The sequence below is a fragment of the Verrucomicrobiota bacterium genome (genome assembly GCA_016871495.1).
In the GTDB taxonomy this organism is placed as follows: Bacteria; Verrucomicrobiota; Verrucomicrobiia; order Limisphaerales; family VHDF01; genus VHDF01.
In genome coordinates this window covers 51,747-75,398 of sequence record VHDF01000013.1, presented here as the reverse complement: position 1 = coordinate 75,398, position 23,652 = coordinate 51,747, and the positions used below count along the sequence as shown (strand labels likewise).

Annotated in this window: 22 protein-coding genes; 15 read left to right on the top strand and 7 right to left on the bottom strand. The window is 60.9% G+C overall.

Annotation, left to right across the window (positions count from 1 at the left end):
* Positions 1-181 precede the first annotated feature (181 nt).
* Positions 182-2,620: a YfhO family protein gene (locus FJ404_04820; protein MBM3822211.1), complete on the top strand. Its 2,439-nt coding sequence runs from the start codon at positions 182-184 to the stop codon at positions 2,618-2,620.
* Here FJ404_04820 and FJ404_04815 read toward each other — a convergent pair.
* Together FJ404_04815 and FJ404_04810 are read right to left on the bottom strand one after the other, a co-directional pair.
* Complete coding sequence (locus FJ404_04815; GenBank protein ID MBM3822210.1) at positions 2,553-3,302, bottom strand: class I SAM-dependent methyltransferase; 750 nt, start codon at positions 3,300-3,302, stop codon at positions 2,553-2,555. The two genes, FJ404_04820 and FJ404_04815, sit on opposite strands and share 68 nt — an antisense overlap.
* Positions 3,299-4,693: a glycosyltransferase gene (locus FJ404_04810; protein MBM3822209.1), complete on the bottom strand. Its 1,395-nt coding sequence runs from the start codon at positions 4,691-4,693 to the stop codon at positions 3,299-3,301. The genes FJ404_04815 and FJ404_04810 overlap by 4 nt, the downstream gene beginning before the upstream one ends.
* Positions 4,694-5,240: 547 nt before the next feature.
* On the opposite strand from FJ404_04810, the gene FJ404_04805 reads away from it, so the two are divergent.
* From FJ404_04805 to FJ404_04785, 5 genes are all read left to right on the top strand, one after another.
* Entirely contained in the window at positions 5,241-6,266 is a 1,026-nt protein-coding gene (locus FJ404_04805) for a zinc-binding alcohol dehydrogenase family protein (protein ID MBM3822208.1), read from the top strand.
* Between the two features lie 6 nt (positions 6,267-6,272).
* The gene (locus FJ404_04800) at positions 6,273-7,106 is read left to right on the top strand and encodes an amidohydrolase (protein MBM3822207.1); all 834 of its coding nucleotides are present in this window, start codon (positions 6,273-6,275) and stop codon (positions 7,104-7,106) included.
* A gap of 44 nt (positions 7,107-7,150) precedes the next feature.
* Positions 7,151-7,900, top strand: a complete 750-nt coding sequence (locus FJ404_04795) for an SDR family oxidoreductase (GenBank protein ID MBM3822206.1) — start codon at positions 7,151-7,153, stop codon at positions 7,898-7,900.
* Complete coding sequence (locus tag FJ404_04790; GenBank protein MBM3822205.1) at positions 7,897-8,706, top strand: ABC transporter ATP-binding protein; 810 nt, start codon at positions 7,897-7,899, stop codon at positions 8,704-8,706. Before FJ404_04795 ends, FJ404_04790 begins: the two co-directional genes overlap by 4 nt.
* A gap of 279 nt (positions 8,707-8,985) precedes the next feature.
* Positions 8,986-9,261: a hypothetical protein gene (locus FJ404_04785; protein MBM3822204.1), complete on the top strand. Its 276-nt coding sequence runs from the start codon at positions 8,986-8,988 to the stop codon at positions 9,259-9,261.
* Between the two features lie 135 nt (positions 9,262-9,396).
* Here the strand turns inward: FJ404_04785 and FJ404_04780 are convergent, their stop codons facing one another.
* Positions 9,397-9,741: a hypothetical protein gene (locus FJ404_04780; protein ID MBM3822203.1), complete on the bottom strand. Its 345-nt coding sequence runs from the start codon at positions 9,739-9,741 to the stop codon at positions 9,397-9,399.
* Between the two features lie 9 nt (positions 9,742-9,750).
* Positions 9,751-10,305 (bottom strand): putative Fe-S cluster assembly protein SufT, encoded by a 555-nt coding sequence (sufT, locus tag FJ404_04775; protein ID MBM3822202.1) that lies wholly within the window; start codon positions 10,303-10,305, stop codon positions 9,751-9,753.
* A gap of 231 nt (positions 10,306-10,536) precedes the next feature.
* Between sufT and nusA the strand changes: the two genes are divergently transcribed.
* The 5 genes from nusA to truB all read left to right on the top strand — a co-directional run bounded on the left by nusA (position 10,537) and on the right by truB (position 16,581).
* On the top strand, positions 10,537-11,793 hold the full coding sequence (gene nusA / locus FJ404_04770; GenBank protein ID MBM3822201.1) for a transcription termination factor NusA: 1,257 nt from the start codon (positions 10,537-10,539) through the stop codon (positions 11,791-11,793).
* 107 nt (positions 11,794-11,900) lie between these two features.
* Positions 11,901-14,456 (top strand): translation initiation factor IF-2, encoded by a 2,556-nt coding sequence (gene infB, locus FJ404_04765; GenBank protein MBM3822200.1) that lies wholly within the window; start codon positions 11,901-11,903, stop codon positions 14,454-14,456.
* Between the two features lie 64 nt (positions 14,457-14,520).
* The gene (gene rbfA / locus FJ404_04760; GenBank protein MBM3822199.1) at positions 14,521-14,877 is read left to right on the top strand and encodes a 30S ribosome-binding factor RbfA; all 357 of its coding nucleotides are present in this window, start codon (positions 14,521-14,523) and stop codon (positions 14,875-14,877) included.
* The gene (locus FJ404_04755) at positions 14,874-15,857 is read left to right on the top strand and encodes a bifunctional oligoribonuclease/PAP phosphatase NrnA (protein MBM3822198.1); all 984 of its coding nucleotides are present in this window, start codon (positions 14,874-14,876) and stop codon (positions 15,855-15,857) included. The genes rbfA and FJ404_04755 overlap by 4 nt, the downstream gene beginning before the upstream one ends.
* Before the next feature lie 10 nt (positions 15,858-15,867).
* Positions 15,868-16,581 (top strand): tRNA pseudouridine(55) synthase TruB, encoded by a 714-nt coding sequence (gene truB / locus FJ404_04750; GenBank protein MBM3822197.1) that lies wholly within the window; start codon positions 15,868-15,870, stop codon positions 16,579-16,581.
* Here truB and FJ404_04745 read toward each other — a convergent pair.
* Both FJ404_04745 and FJ404_04740 read right to left on the bottom strand, forming a co-directional pair.
* On the bottom strand, positions 16,550-17,644 hold the full coding sequence (locus FJ404_04745) for a squalene/phytoene synthase family protein (protein MBM3822196.1): 1,095 nt from the start codon (positions 17,642-17,644) through the stop codon (positions 16,550-16,552). The genes truB and FJ404_04745 overlap by 32 nt on opposite strands.
* A gap of 9 nt (positions 17,645-17,653) precedes the next feature.
* Positions 17,654-18,361, bottom strand: coding sequence for a prepilin-type N-terminal cleavage/methylation domain-containing protein (locus tag FJ404_04740; protein MBM3822195.1), 708 nt, complete (start codon positions 18,359-18,361; stop codon positions 17,654-17,656).
* 205 nt (positions 18,362-18,566) lie between these two features.
* Between FJ404_04740 and FJ404_04735 the strand changes: the two genes are divergently transcribed.
* A complete protein-coding gene (locus FJ404_04735) occupies positions 18,567-19,049 on the top strand; it encodes a MogA/MoaB family molybdenum cofactor biosynthesis protein (protein MBM3822194.1) in 483 nt (160 codons plus the stop codon).
* Between the two features lie 47 nt (positions 19,050-19,096).
* On the opposite strand, the gene FJ404_04730 is transcribed toward FJ404_04735, so the two are convergent.
* Positions 19,097-20,038, bottom strand: coding sequence for a metalloregulator ArsR/SmtB family transcription factor (locus FJ404_04730; GenBank protein MBM3822193.1), 942 nt, complete (start codon positions 20,036-20,038; stop codon positions 19,097-19,099).
* Between the two features lie 99 nt (positions 20,039-20,137).
* Here FJ404_04730 and FJ404_04725 point away from each other — a divergent pair, with 99 nt between their 5' ends.
* From FJ404_04725 to FJ404_04715, 3 genes are all read left to right on the top strand, one after another.
* A complete protein-coding gene (locus FJ404_04725) occupies positions 20,138-21,325 on the top strand; it encodes a methionine adenosyltransferase (protein ID MBM3822192.1) in 1,188 nt (395 codons plus the stop codon).
* Positions 21,326-21,366: 41 nt separating this feature from the next.
* Positions 21,367-22,824 carry an adenosylhomocysteinase gene (locus FJ404_04720; protein ID MBM3822191.1) on the top strand — a complete coding sequence of 486 codons (1,458 nt, stop codon included), beginning with the start codon at positions 21,367-21,369 and terminating at the stop codon, positions 22,822-22,824.
* A 143-nt stretch (positions 22,825-22,967) separates the two neighbouring features.
* A complete protein-coding gene (locus tag FJ404_04715) occupies positions 22,968-23,645 on the top strand; it encodes a phosphatidylserine decarboxylase family protein (protein ID MBM3822190.1) in 678 nt (225 codons plus the stop codon).
* The last annotated feature ends 7 nt before the right edge of the window (positions 23,646-23,652 follow it).

Genomic DNA, 23,652 nt, shown 5'->3' with positions numbered 1-23,652 from the left:
GTGATCGCTCCGGCGCTGAGCCTCCGCAAATTCCTCCGTCGCGGACGGGCGATTGCGCGCGCGTTGCGGGTGATCCGTCCAAACCGCCTGATGCAGATGAGTCGCATGGCAACTATCCTTGCCAGCCGTTAGATTAATGCTTATGGCCCGGTGTCCTCACCGGGCGTCCCGTGCATGAAACATGCGGGATAGTGGTTTTTACCAGGCTCGCCAGAAAGGATTCCTTCGGGCAGGGTATTCGCGCATGCGGGAGAAGCAGGGCAATCCGGGTCGCTACAAGTCCACGCCCGGTTTATTCAACGACGGTTTCTGGTGGGCGATGGCCCTTCTGCTGTTGGTGCAGTGGGGGCCGGTGCTCTTGGGTTGGAGAAGCTTATTTACCCGGGACTTTTTGGGTTTTGGATATCCGCTGGCGTGGCACTTGCGAGAATCATTGGGCACGGGGGAGTTCCCACTCTGGAACGCGCACCTGATGGCGGGCACACCGCATGGGGCTCAGTGGAACACGATGGTGTGGTATCCGCCGATGCTCCTGCTTGTCTGGCTTCCCATGCCGTGGGGATTGAATGTGTTCAACCTCGTTCATTGGGTTTGGGGCGCCTGGGGCATGAGGCGCTGGGTCGCCGGGGACACGGGCGATGGAAACTCGCCCCATTGGAGCGCAGGGGTGGCCGGCGTGAGTTATGGCTGCGGCGGTTTGATGCTGACCGCCATGATGTGGCCCAACAACGCGGCCGCTCTGGGCTGGGCACCCTGGCTGATTCGAGCTGTTCAGCGTGCGGTGGCGGAGGGAGGAAGATCATCCGCGTGGGCTGCCGCCTGCGTGGCGATGCAGTTGCTGTGCGGAGCGCCCGAGATCACTGGATTCACCTGGTTGCTTGCCTTGTGTGTCGGGTGTTTCCAGGCCCGGGAAAAAGGAGTTTCTGTTTGGCTTGGGCTGGGCCGGCTTTCCACGGTCTTCGCGCTGGCCATCGGCATGGGGGCGGTCCAATGGGTCCCCTTTCTGGAACTGTTGAGCCAATCGCACCGCGACGCCGCTTATGCGGGGAATGAATGGTCCATGAGTTGGGCCGGCATGGCGGCCATGGTCCTGCCTTGGTTTCAGACCGTGCTCGATCGCGATGGGGTTCGATATCAGGTTTCGCAGCAGTGGCTGACCTCGCCTTATGCCGGCGTGGCGGTGCTCACCTTCTCGATTCTGGCGCTGATATGGATCCGGCGGAGTGCGGTGCGAGTGGCCGCGGTGTGCGCGGGATTGTTGGCGGCATTATCGATGGGATCGGATGGTTTGCTTCTGGACCGTTTGCGCCAAGTGCTGCCCTGGCTTGGAGCGATGAGGTATCCGGTCAAGTTCGTGGTGCCACTGCTGCTGGTGATGCCGTGGCTGGCGGGCCTGGCGTTGCGCGAGTGGTTTCGCGATGAGGAGGACTCGCGAAAGAGGAGGGAGTTCGCATGGGTGATGCTTGGCGCCGCCCTCTCGATCCTCCTCTTGGGAGCATCGGAGTGGATTCGAGCGGAATCGGCATGGCCCGCCGAATTCGCGGTCCACCTCGTGACACGCCTTGCTGTTCTTGCGGCGTTGGCCGGAATCCTCTGGCGATGGAAGACCCGGGGAGCTCTCTCGTATCCATGGGTGATGCCGGCCCTGGTCTTTGCGTTGGTGGGTTGGGATTTGCTCGAAGCCAATCGTCATATCGGCCCAACCGTTCCGGCCGCGCTGATGCAACCGGCTGGGGATGGAGCCTCGAGATCTGTGAACGCGGCGGTATTGGACCCCAAGCCGGTGATCGGCGCCGGGCGCGCGCATGTGACGGCCGCGGGACGAAGGCGGTTGGACGCGGAATTGTTCGTCAGTCCGGAGGCGGCGGTCCAGATTCCGAGATTGGCGCTTGTTCTCAACATGAGCTTGCTCGAGGGCATTCCCAAGCTCGACGGATTTCTCTCTCTCTATTTGCCTCGCACGCTGCAATGGCTGGGATTGTTGGACAAGTTGCCGGAGGCGGCCCGTTTGCGGTGGCTGAGTTTCGTGGGAGTGACTCACCTCGCACGCGACGCCAAGCCCTGGATCTGGGATCGCATCGAGGGGGATGGCCAGTGGATGAGATGGATCCCGGAGGCGCGTCAAGTCTCCGAGGTCACCGCGAGCGAGATCGTAACTTCGACTGATTTTGACCCGTATCAGGTGATTCTGGTGGAAGGTGGTGAGGATTCGGGGGCGGACTCCGCGTCGATCATGTCACCGGCCGCGAACTCGAGGGAAGAAGCGCGGCAATCGACTCCCCGCGTCCAGGTCAAAGTGGCCACGCATCATCGCTGGTTGGTGGAAGTCGAAGCCGAACGCGCGGGGTACCTTTTCTTCGCGATGGCGCACGAGCGTGGCTGGCAGGCGAAGGCCGACGGCATGCCGATCCCCATCCTGCGCGCAAACGTGGCTTTTCAAGCCGTGCGCCTTGAAGCGGGACGACATCGCATCGAGTGGCGTTACCGTCCTCGAACTCAGGCCTGGGGAGTGTCGATCAGTTCCGTGGCGGGCCTGGCCTGGCTGTGGCTTTTCAAGCGAGGGACGCTTTTTCCAGCGTCACGAGGCACCGGCCACCAAAAAGTCGAGGCCAGCGGCTGAGGAGGGTGTCGAGGCGATTCATGATTCCCAGGACCGCGGAGGGATACATGGCCGGCTTGCTGAATCCGCCCGAGAGCAAATAAGCGAATGCCGCCAAAGCATCGCGGCGGCGAACGATCCAGGAATGGAGCCAGGGGCCAGGCTCGTCACGAAAGAAGACGCGGGTGGCGTTTCCTTGAGCCGCGTAGTAGTGGCGAGGGGCAGGCCAGGAGGGAGCGGGATTGATGGGATCCTTCCAAGCGACAGGCTCGTGGTGGAGTAAGCCATAAACCGGAAAGCTCGACCAACTGATGAAAGGATCGAAAATGATGAGGCGGCCTTTTGGAACCAAGGCTCGATGCGCCTCCTGGAAAAAGGCGTGGGGCGCTTCCAGGTGATGGAAGACGTCGAACAGGATCAAGTGCGAAAGACTCCCGGAGCGGAACGGAAGTTCGTATCCATCGCAGACCAGATCCAGCCAGGGGTTGGGGAAGAGGTCCGTGCTGAGGGCTTGAGGATAAGAGGACTTCAAGTTGCCGATGCCGGAACCAATCTCGATGACTTGTCCGGGGAGACTGGGGTCGATTTCGCCGACAATCTTCCGGTAGAAACCGGCGTAGATCAGTCTGAGCAGGGGTTTGGACTCCCAGGAGGCCCGGTTGCTTTGGATTTCGACCTGATGTTGCCCGAGTTGGACGCTCATGGAATGAACTTCAAGCGAGTGGCGGCGAACAGGACCATGCGCAGCAGCAGGACGCCGTGGCGCCAACGCTGGATATTGGTCGAGCCGTAGGTTCGAGCCGCGTAACGAATCGGCAGATCCACGATGCGGAGGTTCAATTTGGCGGCACCGAAGAGCAAATCGAAGTCGCCGAAGGGGTCGAAATCACCGAAGTAAGCACGATTGCGGACGATCGATTCGTAGTCGTTCCGGAAGAGGACTTTGGTGCCGCAAAGAGTGTCTTTGATGCGCTGGCCAAACAGCCAACTGAAGGCCAGTCCGAAGCCGTGGTTGGCGACCATGTTGGCGAACTGCATGGCTTCGTTCTCCATGGGATAGACGAGGCGGACGCCATTGACGAAATCGGCCGTGCCGGACCGGGCCGTTTCGTAGAACTTCGGCAACTGTTCCGGCGGCATGGTCAGATCGGCGTCGAGGATGAACAGGAGGTCCCCCTGGGCCACCGCGAAGGCTTCTCGCACCGCCCCGCCTTTGCCCTTGCTCTGTTGTTTCATGGAGCGAATGCGGCGGTTTGGGTGCTGCGCTTGGACCCGTTGGATTTCTTCCCAGGTGTTGTCCTGGGAATGGCCCTCGATGAAGATGATTTCAGTGCCCAATCCCATTTCGGGAGTTCGACGCACGGCATCCTCAATATTGCCGGCTTCGTTGCGGGCGGGAATCACGACCGAACAATGGTAATGGCGGTCAGGCGGCACGGCGGGTTTGGGGCGGGCGACTTGCACCACCGTCAGGCAAAAGGGTTTGAGCAGCGGACCGAGCCAGCGGTTGAACAGGGGGGCGACGAGTGGAGTGCCGAGAGGCCAAAGGACCCGGGTGTCGGTTTTGAAACATTCCCAGCCCGCCAGGTGGAGAAGATTGTGCATGTCTCCCGCGGAGAGCCAGTTTTGGGCGAGGGTGGGAGCTTTGAGCTCCATTGCTTCCGCGGCGTCGAGAATCGGGCGCCAAAGGTTGTTGAAGAAGTTGACGATCAGTCGCGTTCGTTCGTGCGCGAAATTCCGCACATGAGCCAAGGTGGCCTGCACATCCTCGAGATCATTGACGAGGTCGGAGAGGATGATGAAGTCGAAGGGTTCGGAAGATTGGAAGGCATCCGCGCTGGATTCGACAAACTCCAGTTGGGGATGCCGTTGACGAGCCGATTGAACCATCGCCGGGCTGAGATCAACGCCAAGCCCGCGCGAAGGGTTGACGGACGCCAGCAGATCTCCAAGGCCGCAGCCTAATTCGAGGACACGGCTGCCGGCGGGGATGAGGAAACGATAATAATTTTGAAGAAGCTGGTGGTAATAGCGCTGGGATTCCTTCTCGCGGAAGGGTGCGCGCTGCTCGTAGAACGCTTTGCGATCTGGCATGCGCGGGAACTTGTAGCGAACGCGCCCCGATTGGGCGAGCCTCAAAGCGTCGCGAGGCTTCGGCTCCATTCGCGCTCAGGAGGAAGAGCGAGCATGGCGTGGTGGAGGAGTTCCTCCGGGAGGTCGATGGTCGTCTTCTTGGACCTTGGATACAGCTTTATGGCCGTAAAGGCAAAAGCCGGGACTCCGAACGACGGTCGAAGTCAGCGTTGGAGGGTGCTTGTGGGGTGCGTTGCGTCCCAAGGTTGCCGTCAGTGTGGCGCAGGCTGCCCAACCGTGTCGCCACGTCCCGTCGGTCCGGGGGGTGAAGAAACGAGTCCCCTCCAGGCTCTCCCTGCGCCTCGTTCCCATCGAAGGCCCGCAGGTTGGGCAGCCTTCACAACAGCAGACAGGGTTGTCGGCGCTACCACGACGACCCGCTCAACGGCAACCTGGGAGTGCGCTGGGTGGGTCGGAATGGGCGGAAATCCATTTGACCCGCGGCAAGTCGCGTGGTTGAACACGGGCGCCGAAGCGGGAGTCGTCGTCCTCCCCACGGCCTTCCACGATGAAAGCCATCCAACTCGAAAAACCGCGCAGCTTCAGGCTGATTGACATCCCCGATCCCGGACCCCCAGGACCCGGTGAAGCGCTGGTGCGGGTCCGTCGCATCGGGATTTGCGGGACGGATTTCAGTGGGTTCCTTGGGAAAATGCCTTTCTTTTCGTACCCCCGAATTCCGGGACACGAGTTGGGCGTGGAAGTGGTGGCGGTGGGGGAGGGGGTTCATCACGTGCAGGCCGGGGACCGCTGCTCCATTGAGCCCTACATCAATTGCCAGGCATGTTACGCCTGCGAGCGCGGGCACAGCAACTGTTGCGAGAATTTGCAGGTATTGGGGGTTCATACCGACGGCGGGATGAGGCCTTTTTTTCGGGTGCCGGCGCGAAAACTTCATCCGTCCAGGCAATTGACCCTGGACCAACTGGCCTTGGTGGAAACGCTGGCGATTGGTTGTCACGCGGTCCAGCGCGGATCATGCGGCGCAGGCCAGAACGTCCTGGTTATCGGGGCGGGGCCGATCGGGCTGTCCGTGATCGAATTTGTCAAGTTGAGTGGAGCGCGCACGATTGTGCTGGACCTCAACGAGCAACGATTGGCGTTCGTTCGGGAGACCATGGGGGTGCGGGAAACCTTGCACGGGCGGGGCGAGGCTGGGGATGCCGACCGGTTGCGCGAACTGACGGACGGCAAGCTGGCGCACGTGGTGATCGACGCGACCGGAAGTCATCAATCGATGGGGAACGCCCTTCAGTTCGTGGGGTTTGCCGGCAAACTGGTGTTTGTGGGGATTACGACCGATCTCGTTCAATTCGGACATCCCTTGATGCATCGGAGGGAAATGACGCTGCTGGCGAGCCGCAATGCGTTGCCGCCGGATTTCCGCGGGATCATCCAGCACATCGAAGAGGGCAGGATCGACACGAGGCCCTGGATGACCCATTCCGCTCCTTTTGACGCGATGGTGGGCGAGTTTGAAACATGGCTGAATCCCGAGTCGCGGGTAATCAAGGCCATGGTGCGATTGGATTGAAGCGGCATGCGCGTGGACAGTCACCAGCACTTTTGGCGCTACCAGCCTTCGGAGTATCCCTGGATGAAGGAGGATTGGCCCATCCGGAGAGACTTTTTGCCGGGAGATTTGGAGCCATGGCTGGCGAGTTCGGGTCTGACGCGTTCCGTGGCCGTGCAAGCGCGGCAAAGTCTGGAGGAATCGCGATGGCTTCTCGATCTTGCCGAGCGTCACCCGAGCATTGCGGGGGTCGTGGGATGGGTGGACTTGCGAAATCCGGCGGTGGCAAGAGATCTGGAGCCGCTGGCCGCGCATCCCAAGTTCGTGGGGGTCCGGCATGTCGTGCAGGATGAGCCCGACGAGCATTTCATGCTGCAACCCGCGTTCTTGCGCGGCTTGGAAACTCTGCAGGGATTCGATTTGGCTTACGACTTCCTCGTGTTTCCGCATCAACTTCCGGCGGCGATCGCGGTGGCGCGCCGGTTTCCGAAGCAACGTTTCGTCCTGGACCATCTGGCCAAGCCCAGGATCGCCGCGGGGGAACGCGAACCCTGGACGAGCCTCGTCCGCCAGTTGGCCGAGTGCTCGAACGTGGCGTGCAAGATTTCCGGCCTGGTGACGGAAGCGCGGTGGAAGGCCTGGAGCGCACAGGATTTCGAGCCCTATCTGGAGGTGGTGTTCGAGGCGTTCGGACCGAGACGATTGATGTTTGGATCTGACTGGCCGGTTTGCCTTCTGGCGGGCTCTTACGCGGATGTCTACGGGCTGGCTCGCGACTACGTGGCGAGGCGGGATCCCGCGGCGGTTGAGGCGATTTTTGGGATGAATGCGGTGAATGTTTATCGGCTGCCGAACGGTTGATGGGTGTCCGCCAGGCGTGTTATTTCAGAACCTGATCCTGCTTTATGACAGCGCAATATCATGATTTGGCGGGCAAATCGGTCGTGATCACAGGCGGGGCCAACGGCATTGGCGAGGCGATGGTGGGGGCCTTTGTCCAGCAGAAGGCCCGTGTCTATTTCTGCGATGTGGATGGTCGTGCCGGTCAAGCGCTGGCTCGGAAGTGCGGGGGAGCGGCCGTGTTCACTCGGGTGGATTTGACCCGGGAAACGTCTATTCGGCGATGGATTCGGGCCGTGTCCCGCCAAGCGCCGCGAATTGACGTGCTGGTGAACAATGCCGCCCGGGATCCCCGGATCCCATTCGAGACCATGACTGCGGCGCAATGGGACGGCCTGTTTGCGGTCAATCTTCGCGCCTATTTTTTGGTGGCTCGAGAGGCGCTGGCGTTCATGGGGGAAGGAGGGTCCATGGTGAATTTTGCCTCGTTGACATTCCACGACGGCCCGGTGCCCATGAGCGCGTATGTCGCCACCAAAGGCGGGGTGATGGGCTTCACACGATCCTTGGCGCGGGAGCTGGGCCCCCGCGGCATTCGTGTGAACACGCTCTCCCCGGGATGGATCATGACGCCGCGGCAATTGCGAGAGCACGTGGATCAGGCCACCAAGGACTTCATTCTCCGTGTGCAGTCGGTGCCCAAGTTGATTCAGCCCGCGGAACTGGCGGAGGTGGCGCTCTTTCTGGCGAGCGACGCAAGCCGGGTCATTACAGGCCAGGAAATTCTAGCCGATCGAGGGTGGCATCATTCATGAACCGGAACGAAACGCTCCTCTCCATATCGGGGCTCACGATTCATCGGGATGGGGTGGCGATCCTGGAGGACATCGAGTGGTCGATGCGACAGGGTGAGCACTGGGTGCTGCTCGGTGCAAACGGTTCCGGCAAGACCTCACTCCTGAGCGCTTTAACCGGGTACTTGATGCCCACATCGGGGGAAATCGAGGTGTTGGGAAAACGTTTTGGACGCGACGATTGGAGAGCCCTGCGGACCCGGATCGGCCTGGTGAGTTCTTCCATCCGCCAGCTCATGCAGGACGCGGAACCCGCGCTCGAAACGGTCGCCAGCGGGCGCTGGGCGATGATCGATGTTTGGCGTCCTTTAAGTCGGGCCGTGAGGTCGCAAGCCCGGCTCTGGCTGCGGCGTGTGGAATGTTCTTCCTTGGAGGACCGACCCTGGGGAGTGTTGTCGCAAGGTGAACGGCAGAGGGTTTTGATTGCCCGAGCCTTGATGGCCCGGCCACGGCTTTTGATCCTTGATGAACCCTGCGCCGGGCTCGATCCCGCCGCGCGCGAGCATTTTCTTGATTTTCTTGATCGCATGGCGAAGTCGCGGATGGGGGTCCCGCTGGTGCTGGTGACGCATCACGTCGAGGAAGTCATGCCGTGTTTTACGCATGGATTGGTGTTGCGTGACGGGCGCGTGCTCAAGCGGGGGGCACTGAGGTCGGTCTTTCAAGATGAGGTCCTTTCGAAGGCGTTTTCGGTTCCCGTGCTCCTGACAAAATCGCGCGGAAGGTATGCGATGCGAGTGGGAGGGAATCCGAGGCGCATGATTTAGCCCAAACTTGACGCCTCAATCCGCGCGTCGGAATTCCGACGGGGTCGCGAAAGTTGATTTGTGCGGCTGAAAGAGGCGCGGATTTAGAACGGCCCGCTGTCGCGGTCGCGATCGACGGAATGTCGATGATGCGAACCCGTCCATCGCACCTCCAGGCGTCGTTGAAACATGCGTTGCTGGGTGTTACCCGACCGTAGATAGGGGTGACGCGGCGGGGCTTGACCCCGGGGGGCTTTTTGCGGAGGTTTGAGGCGGCGGAAACAAGAGAAAGGAAATGCCATGGCTGAAACCCCACAGAAACCCAAGAAGGTTCGGTTTGAATATCCAGTTCCCGCGGGTGAAGTGTTGCTCGTTGGAGACTTTACGCAGTGGGAGTCCGTCGTGATCAAACTCAAACGCGGAAGAAAAACCGCCTGGCAAGTGGACGTTTCGCTTTCTCCCGGCCGCTACGAATACCGGTTTATTGTGGACGGGACATGGACGGACGATCCGGCCTGTGATTCGCGTTCGCCGAACGAGTTTGGCGGCGTGAACTGCGTGCGTGTGGTGACCTGAATTCGGAAGGCGCGAGCGGAGTCTGGCCTGAGAACGCCAGGCCGGGAGGGTAACGTGGATCCCTCGCCCAGCGCGGGTTCGCCATGCTGTGCGGGCGGGTTTACGCCCCGGCGAAGGCGGGGTGCAGCTTTCGTCTCAGGGGATTCGCCAGAGCCTGAAAAAGCGCACCGAATCCGAGGCGGCGACTTCCACATGCCCGGGTGTCGGTGAGGCGGGGACATCCTGCCAGCGGGTCGAGTTGGGTGCGAGCGAGGATTGGACTCTAAAATCGGGAAAGCGGTTGGTGTCCCAGAGGATGCGGACCCATACTTTTCCTGTCCGCTCGAAGGCTTCGATGGAACAGGTTGGATAAGCTGCGGGACCTTTGTCGATGAACCCGTTCGGTCCGGTGGCGACCACCGCAAAGGTGAGGCATGAGACCCCTGCGATTCCCAGCTGTTTGGTGCCGGAGATGGCCCGACCTGGAGATCCTGATTTCACCTCGAAACATCACGATTCAAGTCCAAGTATCCGCCGTCCTCCGGACGTAATCATGGATTGATGCCAGGGCGGATCCCAGACGACATCGACTTGGGCGTGTCGAACCCCGGGGAGAAGAAGGATTTTCTGCTCCGCGTCCTTGGCGATCACACCGCCCATCCCACAACCGGGGGCGGTGAGGGTCATTTTGACATGAACGACGTGTCCGCCTTCGGGATGAGCCTCCATGACCAGGTCGTAGATGAGCCCGAGATCGACAATATTGACTGGAATTTCGGGATCGTAACAACTCTTGAGCGCCTCCCAAACCTGGGTTTCCTCGAGGGGGCCGAGGGTGGAGGCTGGGGAAACGGGGGGAGGAGCTGGATGAGGAGACAGCCCGAGGGCGTCCCCATCTTTTGGGGCCACTCTGAAAAGTCCGCCCAAGGCTTGGATGGTCCAGGACCCTCCAAGGGATTGTCCGATATGGAAAGGGGTTCCGGCGGGGAGAATGACGGTGTTGCCGGCGGGGATTTGGATGGCTTCGCAATCGCGGAGCAGTTCGTGGCTGGGAACTTCGGTCATATTCGGGCCAAGGTAGCGTTGATCATTCAGAAAGCCAACTCTGGAGAAATGACGTTCCGAGAAGAAGTTACGCGGGATGGGGTAGAATTGCCACTTGACGCGTGGAAACCTGCGGAACTACTGTTCTCAAATACTTGGAACTTTTGAGCTGACCTGTCAGCTGTGCCGAAGTCGGGGAATCGCTTCTTCCGACTTTTTTGTTTTCAAGATGCTGGGTTGGCTTTGAGAGTTATGAACGCCGAATTTTTAGCGATACTGGATTACTGGGAGCGCGAGAAGGGCATCAGCAGAGAAACTCTGGTGAAGGCCGTCGAAGAGGCGCTGGTTTCGGCCGCCAAGAAAGCGGTGGGTCCGGCGCGTGAGTTGCGGTGTGCCATCGACCCCAAGTCGGGCGAAATCAAGGCTTTTGCGAAATTGTTGGTCGCGGACAAGGTGGTCTCCAAGCACGATCAGATTTCCGTCTTTGACGCCCGACGGCACAAACCTGAAGCCCAATTGGGGGACGAGGTCGAGGTGGAAGTGACTCCGGCGAATTTCGGGCGTATCGCCTCGCAAAACGCCAAGCAAGCCCTCATGCAGCATATTCGGAGGGCTGAGAAGGAGCTGATTTACTCGGAATTCAAAGACCGGTTGGGAGACATCGTCAGTGGCACGGTGCGACGCTTCGAACGGATGGACGTGATCGTGGATTTGGGCAAGTTCGAGGCCCTGCTCCCGAACCGGGAGCGTGTGGCGGTGGAAGAATACCAGGTGGGCGACCGGGTTTTGTGCTTCGTGAAGGCTGTCGAGAACACGATGCATGGACCCGAAATCATTCTTTCCCGGGCTGATCCCCAGTTTGTCATCAAACTTTTCAAACGCGAAGTTTCCGAGATCAACGATGGCACGATCGAGATTCGAGCCATTGCCCGGGAACCCGGGTTTCGGACCAAACTCGCGGTTTATTCCCGGGACGAGAAAGTCGATCCGGTGGGCGCGTGCGTGGGATTGCGAGGCCAGCGGGTCAAGAATATCGTGCGCGAGCTGAACAACGAAAAGGTGGATATCATCCGCTGGGATTCCAATATCCGCACCTTCGCGACCAATGCCCTGGCCCCCGCGAAGTTGAAGGCTTTCGAAGTCGATGAAGCCAACCGCCGGGTGAAGATCATCGTGGCGGAGGATCAGCTTTCACTCGCCATCGGCAAGCGGGGACAAAATGCGAGGCTCACTTCCAAGCTGACCGGGTGGCACGTTGAGATCGATGCCGAGCATGTCGAGGTGCTTGGGTTCGAGCAAAAAGTGGCGCAGGCGGTGCGCGCCGTGGCTGAGATTCCCGGCATCAATCAAGAACAAGCCGACGCGCTGGTGCATGCCGGATTTTTGAGCTTGGATGATCTGCTGCAAGCGGAGCCCGACGATCTGGCCGCGATCCCCAAAATTGGAGATCAAGCCCTGACGGTTCTCGATGCGATTCGCACCGAGGCGGCGCGACGGCAGCAACCGTGACCCTTTTCCAACTGACCGACATGGACTGTTCGAAGAAAGTGCGGATTTGGAACGTTTTGAGCGCGCGATGAGAGCGCGACACACAGCCGGTTTGCCCCGATTTAAATATGCCCGTCCGGATTTACGACATCGCGAAGAAACTTGGCATCGAGAGCAAAGAAGTGCTCGTCAAGGCGAAGGAATTGGGCATCGCCGCCGCCAAGGTGCCGTCCAGCTCGCTGGACAAGATCACCGCCGAATATTTGACCGAGCAGTTGGGGGGTAAGAAGCCCGAGACGGCGGAGGCGCCCGCGCCGATCCTCCCGGAGCCCGTGGTCATTCTCACGAAAGCGCCGGAACCCGAGCCCGAGCCGGCGCCGTCGGTCCTGGCGGTGGAGGCTGAATCCGAAGAGGCTCCTGCTTCCGTCGTCATGGCGGAGAGCGAAGCCCTGACTCCCGATTCTGAAGTCACCCTGACGGATTCTGCCCTGACGGAGGCGTCCGCTCCACCCCAGGAAGCGGCACCGCATCCGCCTCTTCCCGCGACTCCCGCTCCGAGTCCCGCGCTGGAAGCGCCGGTCCATCCACCGCCGCCTCTACCTCCGGTGAAGCCCCTCGCTCCAACCACCCCGCCACCTCCACGCATTGGTGACAAGGTTGGGTTTATTCAACTGCCGACCAGGCCGGTGGCGAAACCTCAGGAACGTCCTCCCGCCACCCGCCCGGGTGCGCGACCGGATCCGAGGTTCGGACGGGGGGACAACCGGGATTCGCGCGGAGCGGGTGCTCCCTCTTCACGTCCCGCTCAGGACCAAGGGGGGGGACGGGGTCAGGCCCCTGCTCCCGCCGCCAAGCCGGGCACGGCCGAACCCAAGTTTATTCAGCCTTCGGGCGGCGAGCTGATTTCGATCAAGCCGCCGATCATCGTGCGGGAATTGGCCGAGCAGATCAAACGCAAACCGTTTCAGTTGATCGCGGACATGATGGAGATTGGCGTGTTTGCGAACGTCAATCAGGCGATCGATGAGAACGTGGCGCAGCACCTGTGCGGCAAGTATGGCTTTCGGTTCGAGCTCGAGAAACGCGAGCGTGGCGGAGGCATCGTCCACGCCCCGAAGAAGGAGGTCGAACTCGACAAGGAAGACCGGGCGGAGGAGTTGCAGCTTCGGGCTCCGGTTGTCACCATCATGGGACACGTCGATCACGGCAAGACGACGCTTCTGGATGTCATTCGCAAGGCCAATGTGGCGGCCGGGGAGGCGGGCGGCATTACGCAGCACATCGGCGCCTACACCATCAGCGTGCCGCATCCGGACCGCCCGAAGGATCTCCAGCAGATCACCTTCCTCGACACGCCGGGACACGCCGCTTTCAGTTCGATGCGCGCCCGCGGCGCCAACGTGACCGATATTGTCATTCTGGTCGTCGCGGCGAACGACGGCGTGATGCCGCAAACGTTGGAAGCTCTCAGCCACGCCAGAGCCGCCAAGGTTCCCATGATCGTGGCGGTCAACAAGTGCGATCATCCGAATGCGAATCCCATGAAAGTCCGGCAGCAGTTGCAGGACAAGGGGTTGGTCTGCGAGGAATGGGGAGGCGAAACGATTTTCCAGGATGTTTCGGCCCTGACCAAGCAAGGCATCGAAAAGTTGCTCGAGTTGATCGTGCTCCAGGCGGAGGTCTTGGAGCTCAAAGCCAACCCCAACCGCCGGGCCAAAGGCAACGTCATCGAATCCGGACTCGAGCCCGGCGGCCCCACCGCCACGGTTCTGGTTCGCAAGGGGACCTTGAAGGTGGGGGATGTGGTGATTTGCGGCCAATATTGGGGCAAAGTCAGAGCTTTGATCAACGAGGAGGGTTCCAGGCTCAAGGAAGCGGGGCCGTCTGTCGCCGTCAAAGTACTCGGGTTGAATGGAGTTCCCGAGGCGGGCATCGAATTCAGCGTGGTGGAGAACGACAAGAGCGCCCGCATGCTTGGCGAGCAGCGAGCCATGGAAGCTCGCCATGTTGAAAACGAGCGCCGCCCCAAGGTGACGCTTGAGAATTTGTTCGACACCCTGGCCAGCGAAAGCCAGAAGGTGCTCAAAGTCGTGGTCAAGGCCGACGCGCAAGGTTCGGTGGAAGCCATCGTCGAGGCCCTGCAGAAGGTTGAGACGAGCAAGGTCAGCCTGGAAGTGATCCACAGTGCCGTCGGCACGATCACGGAGTCGGACGTGTCCCTGGCCTCGGCCTCCAAAGCGATCATCCTCGGTTTTCACACCCGCATCGACAACGGAGTGTCCGAAGCGGCCAAACGCGAAGGCGTGCAGATCAAGCTCTACGCGATCATTTACGAGCTCATCGATCAGGTGAAGGAAGCCATGGCGGGCTTGCTCGACCCCTTGATCAAGGAAGTGACGATCGGCTCCGCCGAAGTCCGCAAGGTGTTCGAGCTCTCCAAGGGCGGCAACGTTGCGGGGTGCGCGGTTTCGAGCGGGCGCATCGTCAAGGGCAAGATGCGGGTCTATCGACGCAAAGGATTGATCTTCGAGGGGGTTTCGCTCTCGCTTCGCCGCTTCCAGGACGAGGTCAACGAAGTCCGCGCCGGCATGGAGTGCGGTATTCGTCTCGACGGTTTCAACGAGTACCAACCCGGAGACACCATTGAGTGTTATACGTTGGAGAAGGTGGCTCAAAAACTGTGACGGCTGATTGGGATGCCGCGGTCCGGTGCGCGTGGAGGGCTGCCGGGCGCCGGATCCACCGAACATGCAAACCATCCGTATCGAACGCGTTCGCGAGTTGTTGAAGCGCTCCCTGGGCGAATTGTTGCGGCGTGAATTTGTTTTGGACGAATGCGGGCTGATGAATGTGAATGAGGTCGAACTCACCTCGGATTTGCGCCAAGCCACGGCTTACGTCGGAGTGGTCGGCACCAAGGAACAGAAGCGCCGGGCTGGAGAACGACTTGAGCAACACCGCATTCGCCTGCAGCATCAGGTAGCCCAGGACGTGGTGCTGAGGCACGCGCCGCTGCTGAAGTTCGTGCTCGATGATTCCATCGAGAAGGGCAATCGCGTGCTGGCCATTATTGAAGAAATCGAGAAGGAGAAACCCGCTTCATGAGGCCAGGAGAAGCTCCGCTGGAGGAGATCCAATCCGCCTTGAGGCGGCACCGCAGTTTTTGCGTGGTGGGGCACGTTCGTCCCGATGGAGACTGCATCGGCTCGCAGCTCGCGCTCGGTCTCGCGCTGGAGGTCGCGGGCAAGGATGTTGTGGTCTGGAATGACGATGCCGTTCCACCGAAGCTTCGTTTTCTGGATCCTGAAAACAGAGTGCGCAAGCCCAAGCCGGGGCAGTCGTTTGATTGTGTGGTCGCCACCGACGCGGCCAGTTTCGAACGATTGGGCCGCACCGGGGAATGCGTGTCGCAACGAGCGCTCTTCATCAACATCGACCACCACCGCAGCAACACGCGCTACGCCGACCTGAACTGGATCTGTCCCGACAAACCTTCGACGGGTGAGTTGGTTTATGAGCTCTTGCGGTCCTTGAAGTGGGAAGTCACCCGCGCGATCGCCGATTGTTTGTTCACGGCCATTTCGACCGATACCGGGTCTTTCCAGTATCCCAGCACGCGGCCGGAAACCTATCGCACGGCGGGGGAACTCGTGGAGCGAGGGGCGGACCTGAGCCGCATCTGCAACGAAGTCTACCAGTCCTTCCCGCTCTCTCGCGTGCGTTTGCTGCGACATGTCTACAACCGCTTTCGGCTGACGCATGACGACCGTATCGCCTATCTCTGGTTGAAAAAGTCGGATTACTCGAGGGCCGGTGCGACTCCGGCGGACAGCGAGGGGCTCATTGACCATATTCGCTCCATCGAGCCGGTGCTGGTGGCGGCCTTGTTCGAGGAGATCGAGGAGCAACTGACCCGGGTGAGCCTGCGCTCCAAGCATCCCGGTGTGGATGTCAACCGGATCGCGTCGCAGTTCGGCGGGGGGGGGCATTCGGCAGCGGCGGGGCTTCGCGTCGCCGGTTCCCCGCTCTCGGCGCAACGAAAAGTGATCGGCGCCCTCCGCCAGGCCATCAACCAACTTCCCTGATTTCCACCTGATGCAGACGTTCGACGCGTTCGACGGAGGCTTGCTGGTGGACAAGCCGGCGGGCCCGACTTCTCACGATCTGGTGGATGTGGTGCGGCGCCATTTTGGGTTCAAGAAGGTCGGTCATTGCGGCACGCTCGATCCTGCCGCCACCGGGCTCATGATCCTCGTCCTGGGCAAGGCGACACGGCTTTCCGAAAAGCTGATGGGATCCGACAAGGTTTATGAGGGCGGCGCCACCTTCGGTACCTCGACCTCCAGTTTCGATGCGGAAGGAGAAATCACCGCAACCGCTCCCCTGCCCGAACTGACGGTCGAGCAGTTGGATGTCTATTGCCAGGCGTTCCTGGGGGATCACATGCAAACGCCGCCGATGGTTTCGGCGGTCAAAATCCAGGGCGTCCCCCTTTACAAACTGGCGAGAAAAGGCGTCGAAGTGGAACGTAAGCCACGCCTGATTCACATTTACAACTTTCGCTTCACTTCCTACACCCCGCCGTCGGGCAGCTTTCGGGTGGCCTGCACAAAGGGCACCTACGTTCGCACCTTGATCCACGAACTCGGACAGACGATCGGATGTGGAGCTTATCTGTCGCGATTGCGACGGACCGCCATCGACCTGTATGACGTCGCCGATGCCATTCCTTTTGAGGAGTTGATCCAAATGACGCCGGAACAGCTCCGGCCTCGGATCATTCCATTCCTTGCTTTGGGGGCTTGCTAAAGGGGCTTTCGCGAGACCGCTTGACGCGAGCCTCGGCCCAGCGGTCAAGACGGTTCCAGGCGGGCGGCCACGCCAGACGCCACACGGACTGCCAGATCATGCCGCGAACCACGGCGCGCGGGGTCTTGACTCGATGCGAGCCCTCAAGCGGGTTGACTCCGCGAAGCCGGCCCAGCGTGTCGATCCCGATCAGGATGGGCCATGCGCAAGCCAGTCGTATGCGGACGAGGCGGCGAGGCAGGGAATTCGTGTAGCGCCATCCCGCGTCCAAGTGGCCGCGAGCCCGGTCCAGCGCCGCCCCAAACAGCGGGGCGAGCCGCTCGTACGCGGCCGGGTCGAGCAGATCGCCGGGAACCAACGACCGCGCCATGAGTTGCTCCGAGGGAAGATAACAACGTCCCAAGCGCAAATCTTTCGGCAGGTCCCGCAGAATATTCACCAACTGCAATCCCTTGCCGAAACGGACACCGTCCTCCAGCAGAGCGCTTTCTGAAATCGGCGCATCCGGAAACAGATGCGTCCGGCAAATGCGGGTCCAGAATTCTCCCACACAGCCCGCGACGCGATAAGTATAGTCATCGAGTTCGGAAAGAGTCTTCAACGCGACAATCGATTTTTCGGTCGCCTGCCCAAATCGGCCAACGTCCAGGATCTGCCCGCTCGTGATCACCTCCAAGACCTGGCGAATGCGCTCTCGATCCGCGGGATCCATGGACCCAAGCCATTGGAGCGTCCGCGGCATCTCCGCCAGCAAAGCCCGCTCCCCGGCGGTGGGATTGCCCGGGTGTCCTGGGGGCAACCCATCCAAGAACCGGCTGAAATCCGGGCTGAAGCCGCCGGACAGGATTGCCTTCCGCAACTGATCCAGCGCGGCGAGCCGGAATTCGGCGGGGATCGCCTCGGTGTCGGCAACCGTGTCGGTGGCGCGAGCCAGCAGATACGCCAGACCAATCGGAATGCGCACCCGGGACGGCAGCACTCTCAACGTGAGGTAAAACGAGCGCGAAACCTCCCGCAACAGCCGGGTCCAGTCCAAGTCAGGGGGAGCGGTGGATGCACGCATGGGCAAGACTCATCGCGATCGGAGCCGCGCATCCTTCGAAAATGCGGCCCGTCCGTCCAAAAATAATCGATTCCGACCGCCGGGGTGGGGCGACAATCCGCGCCAGGCAGGAGGGATCGCAGCCACCGTCCCGGGAAAATAGGCGTCCACCGTGAGTTCGACTTCCGAGGGACCCGAAGGCGCATCCACGGATCCCGAACGGGCATCGATGAATTGCTGCGCGGCTGCCTCGACGGTCTTGGCCCAAAAATTGTCGGCTGGAATCGGGTCCTCCGTCCGGTCGAACCTCCAGAGCCAGTAGTGGACGGAGGAGAGGGAGTCTTCGGGATGAGACAACTGGTTCGCCGCGGCCAACGTCGGCCAGATGGATTGAATCCGTCCCGCGCATTGCCACGATTTGGGAGTCAGGAGCGGAGCCAGGACCGCGCCGGCCCAGCCGCCGCGAGGGTCGGAAGGCGGCCAATCGGTCCAAGGTTTGAAACCCAGCCGGACCTTCAGATCACGGCGATCGGGGAAAATCTCCGCATGGTCCGCCAGGTAGAGTGTGAAAGCGATGCCGATCTGGCGGAAATTGCCGAGGCACTGGGTTTGGCGGGCTCGGTGTCCGGCGCGGGCCAGGGCGGGTGCGAGGAGCGACGCCAGCAACGCGATGACGCCGATGACCACCAGCAGTTCGAGCAGTGTGAAGGCTCCGGCCCTTCCAGGGGGACGGAGCAGATTCGCGAATCCATGGCCGCCCTGACCGCATGGGCGGCGAGCGGACGGGGGAGGATGCGGGTGGACCGCATGCCGCGGAATCGAGGACTTTCGGTGGCGTCGCATGACCGGAAATCCAGTCATGTTGCCGATCAGGCTGAATGAAGACCAATAGAATTCGATTGGGGAGTGGAAGTTTTCAAGGGGTCACGCTAGCCTCAATGGCATGTTGATTCGAGCCGGTGTCATCACCATTTCCGATCGGGCGTCGCGCGGACTCTATGACGACCTGGGGGGACCTGCTGTCCGCCAGGCTGCGGAAAGCCGTGGGTGGCGTGTGGAATTAGAATTGTTGGTGCCGGATGAAAAAGCGGACATTCAGCGGGCCGTTCGCGAACTGATCCATCGAGGATGCCAGTTGGTATTGACCACGGGAGGCACCGGGGTGGCAGCGAGAGACGTGACTCCGGAAGCTGTGCGTGAGATCGCGACGCGGGAACTGCCTGGGTTTGGCGAAATCATGCGGATGGAATCGATGAAGATCACCCCGAATGCGATCCTCTCGCGAAGCCTCGCCGTGGTGGTGGAGAATAGCCTGGTGCTCTGCCTGCCCGGGAAACCCTCCGGCGCGGCGGAGTGCCTGGGATTTGTGGCGGGAGCCATTCCGCATTGCCTGGCGGTGTTGCGGGAGGTTCCCACGAGTTGTTGAGGCGCGGTTGGTGCGCCCGCGGGCGGGAGGGGGTAGGGGGCTGGCGGTCAAGGCGCGAAGGCTGATCCGAGCAGCGTCTCGAAATGGGGGGGAGCTTCCTCGCGGGCGACGATTTCGACTTCGATGTTCCTGAAGCCCGCCCGTTCCAGCCAAAGATGGAGGTCGCCTTCCGTAAATCCGAGCCAGTGATCACCATACCATTCGCGGGCCTTTTCGAAGTGATGCTGGCGCAGATCCAAGATGAGGATCTGGCCGCCGCGAACCAGCAGACGGCGCGCGGCGAGGAGCGCGGCGGCGGGGTTCTCCGAATGATGCAGCGCCTGGCTCAGGATCACCACATCGACGCTCGCGGGTTCCAAGGGGGGGCGTTCAAGGTCGCCGAGGCGAAACTCCAGATTCTTGAGGCCGTTCTTCCTGGCCTTGCGAGTGCCGAACGCCACCATCTTCTCCGAGTTGTCCACCGCGATGACCTTCTTGCAATTGCGGGCGAGCAGTTCGCTGAGGAGTCCTTCCCCGGACCCGAGATCCGCCACGACCAGAGGCGGAAGGAGGCGCAACAGCAGTTGTCCGAACGCCTGCCAGGAACGTCCGGGTCCATAGCTTCGATCGAAACGGCCGGCGATCTGATTGAAAAAAACGCGTTCCTGATGGGCGCGTCGGGTGACGATGCGGCGGAGATTGGCCCGATCGGATTCGAATTCCGGCTGTTCCCGCGCGGCGGCTTTGGCCAGCGCCAGACTCGGGGCCCTGGCTTCGGAGGGAGAAGATTGCAGCCGGTAAAAAGTCCGCTTGCCCTCGCGGCGGGAGTCGAGCAGGCCGGCCTCCTGCATCAGGCCGAGATGGGTGGAGATGCGGGACTGGCCCAGCGCGGTGATGTCCTGGAGTTCGTTGACCGAGAGTTCGTTGTTCTCGAGCAACGCGAGAATACGAACGCGGGTTGGGTCAGCCAGGGCGCGCAGGGTTTTCAACGATGGACTGTCTTGGGCCATGCCGGTGAATTTGTGGGTTGACTGCCGACGAACACTATATATCTTCATATCCAGATACGTCAATATGACGTTGGCCGCATGGTGTGGCCCCCATTTCTGATGAGCAAAAAGTACATTTTTTCCTCGGAATCGGTTGGTGAAGGCCATCCCGACAAGGTCTGTGACACTATCTCCGATGCCGTGCTGGACGCTTGCCTAGCCCAGGACAAATTCAGCCGCGTGGCCTGCGAAACGTACGCCAAGTCCAACATCGTGGTCGTTGGGGGCGAAATTACAACCCAGGCGCGTTTGGATTATGTCCAGATCACGCGCGAGGCCATCCGCGGCATCGGCTACGTGAACCAGGACGACGTTTTCCACGCCGACAAGGTGTTCGTGAACGTCATCGTCACCCAGCAATCGCCGGACATCGCTCAAGGCGTTGACGCGCGCGCCGCCCAGGGCAAGAAAAAGGCCGAGCAGGGGGCTGGGGACCAGGGGTTGATGTTCGGTTATGCGAGTGACGAGACCCCGGAGCTGATGCCGGCTCCGATCATGTTTGCGCATCGCTTGGGGCGCGAGTTGACGCGGATCCGGAAGGAGGGAAAACGCGCGCCTTGGCTGCGTCCGGACGCCAAATCCCAGGTCTCGGTGGTGTATGAAGACGATCAGCCCGTTTCCATTTCCAACGTGGTCATTTCCACGCAGCACGCGGCCAGCGTCAAACACCGTGTGATCGAGGAGTTCTGCATCGAAGAGGTGATCAAAAAGGTGCTGCCCCAGGAGATGCTGCGCAAAGACACGCTGTTCCTGATTAATCCGACGGGACGCTTTGTGACCGGCGGTCCCCAGGGCGACACGGGTTTGACGGGGCGCAAGATCATTGTCGATAGCTATGGCGGATTCGGACGGCACGGTGGCGGGGCGTTTTCGGGCAAGGACCCGAGCAAAGTGGATCGCAGCGCCGCCTACATGGGGCGGTACGTGGCCAAGAACATCGTGGCGGCCGGATTGGCGCGCCGCGCCGAGATCCAGTTCGCCTATGCCATCGGATATCCCGACCCGGTCAGTGTCTACGTCAACACCTTCGGCACGGCGCGCGAAGGTTTGACGGATGAAGTGATCACGGAGGCCGCCCTCCAAGTGTTTAGTTTCAAGCCCGCCGACTTGGTCCGGCAGCTCCATCTGCTCCGTCCCATTTACTCGAAGACCACGAACTACGGCCACTTCGGGAAGATCGACGATTTGGCCAGCATCACCTGGGAGCGCACCGATAAAGTCAAGGCGCTGCAAAAGGCGGTGCGCTAGTTGTTTGAATTCCACCGAAATCTTTAACATTCCTCTCCGCTATGCCTGCCATCAAACTCTCCCCTTCCCGCAAAGCTTCCGCCAAGTCGGCTCAACCAGCTGACTTCAAAGTCAAAGACCTGTCCCTGGCCGATTGGGGCCGGAAGACCATCGAGGTCTCCGAGCGCGAAATGCCCGGCCTGATGTCCATTCGCGAGAAATACGCCGCTGCCAAACCGCTGGCCGGTGTCCGCCTCACGGGATCGCTGCACATGACCATTGAGACGGCCGTGTTGATCGAGACGCTGGTGGCCCTTGGCGCATCCGTCCGCTGGGCCAGTTGCAATATTTTCTCCACGCAGGACCACGCGGCTGCGGCCATCGCAAAGGCGGGGGTGCCCGTGTTTGCGTGGAAGGGCGAGACACTGGAGGAATACTGGGACTGCACCCTCGACGCCATTTCCCACCCGGGGAACCGGGGTCCGCAACTGGTGGTCGACGATGGAGGCGACGTGACGCTCCTGATCCACAAAGGCTATCAGCTTGAGGCAGGGGACGGCTGGGTGCAGAGCGCGAGCGCTTCGCACGAGGAGCAGGTGATCAAGAATTTGCTTAAGCGCGTGGCGAAGGAACGCCCGGGTTTTTGGCACGAGGTGGTGAAAGGGTGGCGCGGGGTGTCTGAGGAAACCACCACCGGTGTTCATCGGCTTTACCAGATGCTGGAGGCAGGTCAACTCCTGGTGCCTGCCATCAACGTCAACGATTCGGTCACCAAGTCCAAATTCGACAACTTGTACGGGTGCCGCGAATCCCTGGCGGACGGGATCAAGCGAGCGACGGATGTCATGGTGGCTGGCAAGGTGGCGGTCGTCTGCGGCTACGGCGACGTGGGCAAGGGCAGCGCGCATTCCCTGCGAGGGTTTGGCGCGCGCGTCATCGTGACCGAGATTGATCCGATCAACGCGTTGCAGGCCGCCATGGAGGGTTTCGAAGTCACGACCCTTGAGGACACCCTGGGCAAGGCCGACATCTATGTGACGGCGACGGGCAACCGCGATGTGATCACCCTTGATCACATGCAGCAAATGAAGGATCAGGCGATCGTCTGCAACATTGGTCATTTCGACAACGAGATTCAGATGGACCGGTTGAACGGCGCGAAGGGTGTGGTCAAGACCACCATCAAGCCCCAGTACGACAAGTACACGTTTTCCGGAGGCCGCAGCATTTTCATTCTGGCTGAGGGCAGGCTGGTGAACCTGGGATGCGCCACTGGCCATCCGAGTTTCGTGATGTCCAACTCCTTCTCGAACCAGGTGCTCGCGCAACTGGATCTATGGAAGAACAAGGACGCCTACAAGGTGGGCGTTTACCGGTTGCCCAAGAAGCTGGATGAGGAAGTGGCCCGGCTGCACCTCGAGAAGATCGGGGTGAAATTGACCAAGCTCTCCAGGAAACAAGCGGAGTATTTGGGGGTCGCCATGGAGGGTCCTTACAAGCCCGAGCACTACCGGTATTGAAACGACCGTCCGCTTTCCATCCCATTCGCGGTCATGGTGCGCACCCCTGATGAACCCGGGCGCATCCATCGTCGGATGACCGCTCCAGAGATCCGGTTGAATCCGCGCTTTCCAACTTCGGCAAGTCTGACCAAAATCCGCGCATGAAGCATCGCGGCAAGGCGGCGAAGGCGGGCAGTCGGATGATCCTTGCGAGCGTCCTGGTCTTTCTGCTGGCGGCCGGGGCGTTGAATTATGTCCTGAAGGGAGGGGGGGTTCTGCTCGGGTTGCTCGCGGGCCTGTGGGTTTTCTTCGTGGTTTTCGTGATCAACTTTTTTCGTGATCCGGAAGCCGTGGTGCCGTCCGATCCCAAAGCCATTGTGAGCCCCGCCCACGGCACGGTGGATGTGATTGATGAGACGGAGGAGCCTGTCTTTTTGGGCGGGCGCTGCCGCCGGATCTCGATCTTTTTGTCGGTGGTCGACGTGCATGTGCAGCAAGCTCCGGTGGCGGGCAAGGTTTCGCTCGTGCGCCACACGCCGGGACAATACTTGAATGCCTTGAAGGCCGAGTCGGCTTTGCACAACGAGAACGTCCTGGTGGGCATAGAGTCCAGTGAAGCCGCCGGGGAAAAGGTCGCGTTGCGGCTCATTGCGGGGTTGATCGCGCGGCGCATTCTCCCATGGGTCCGGCCCGGGGATGCCACGGGACGCGGTGAGCGCATCAGTTTGATTCAATTTGGATCACGCGTGGACTTGTATCTACCGCTGGCTTGCCGCGTCACGGCGGTGCTCGGGCAGAAAGTCAGGGGGGGCGAAACGATCGTGGCTGAGCGGGCCTGAGGTCAAA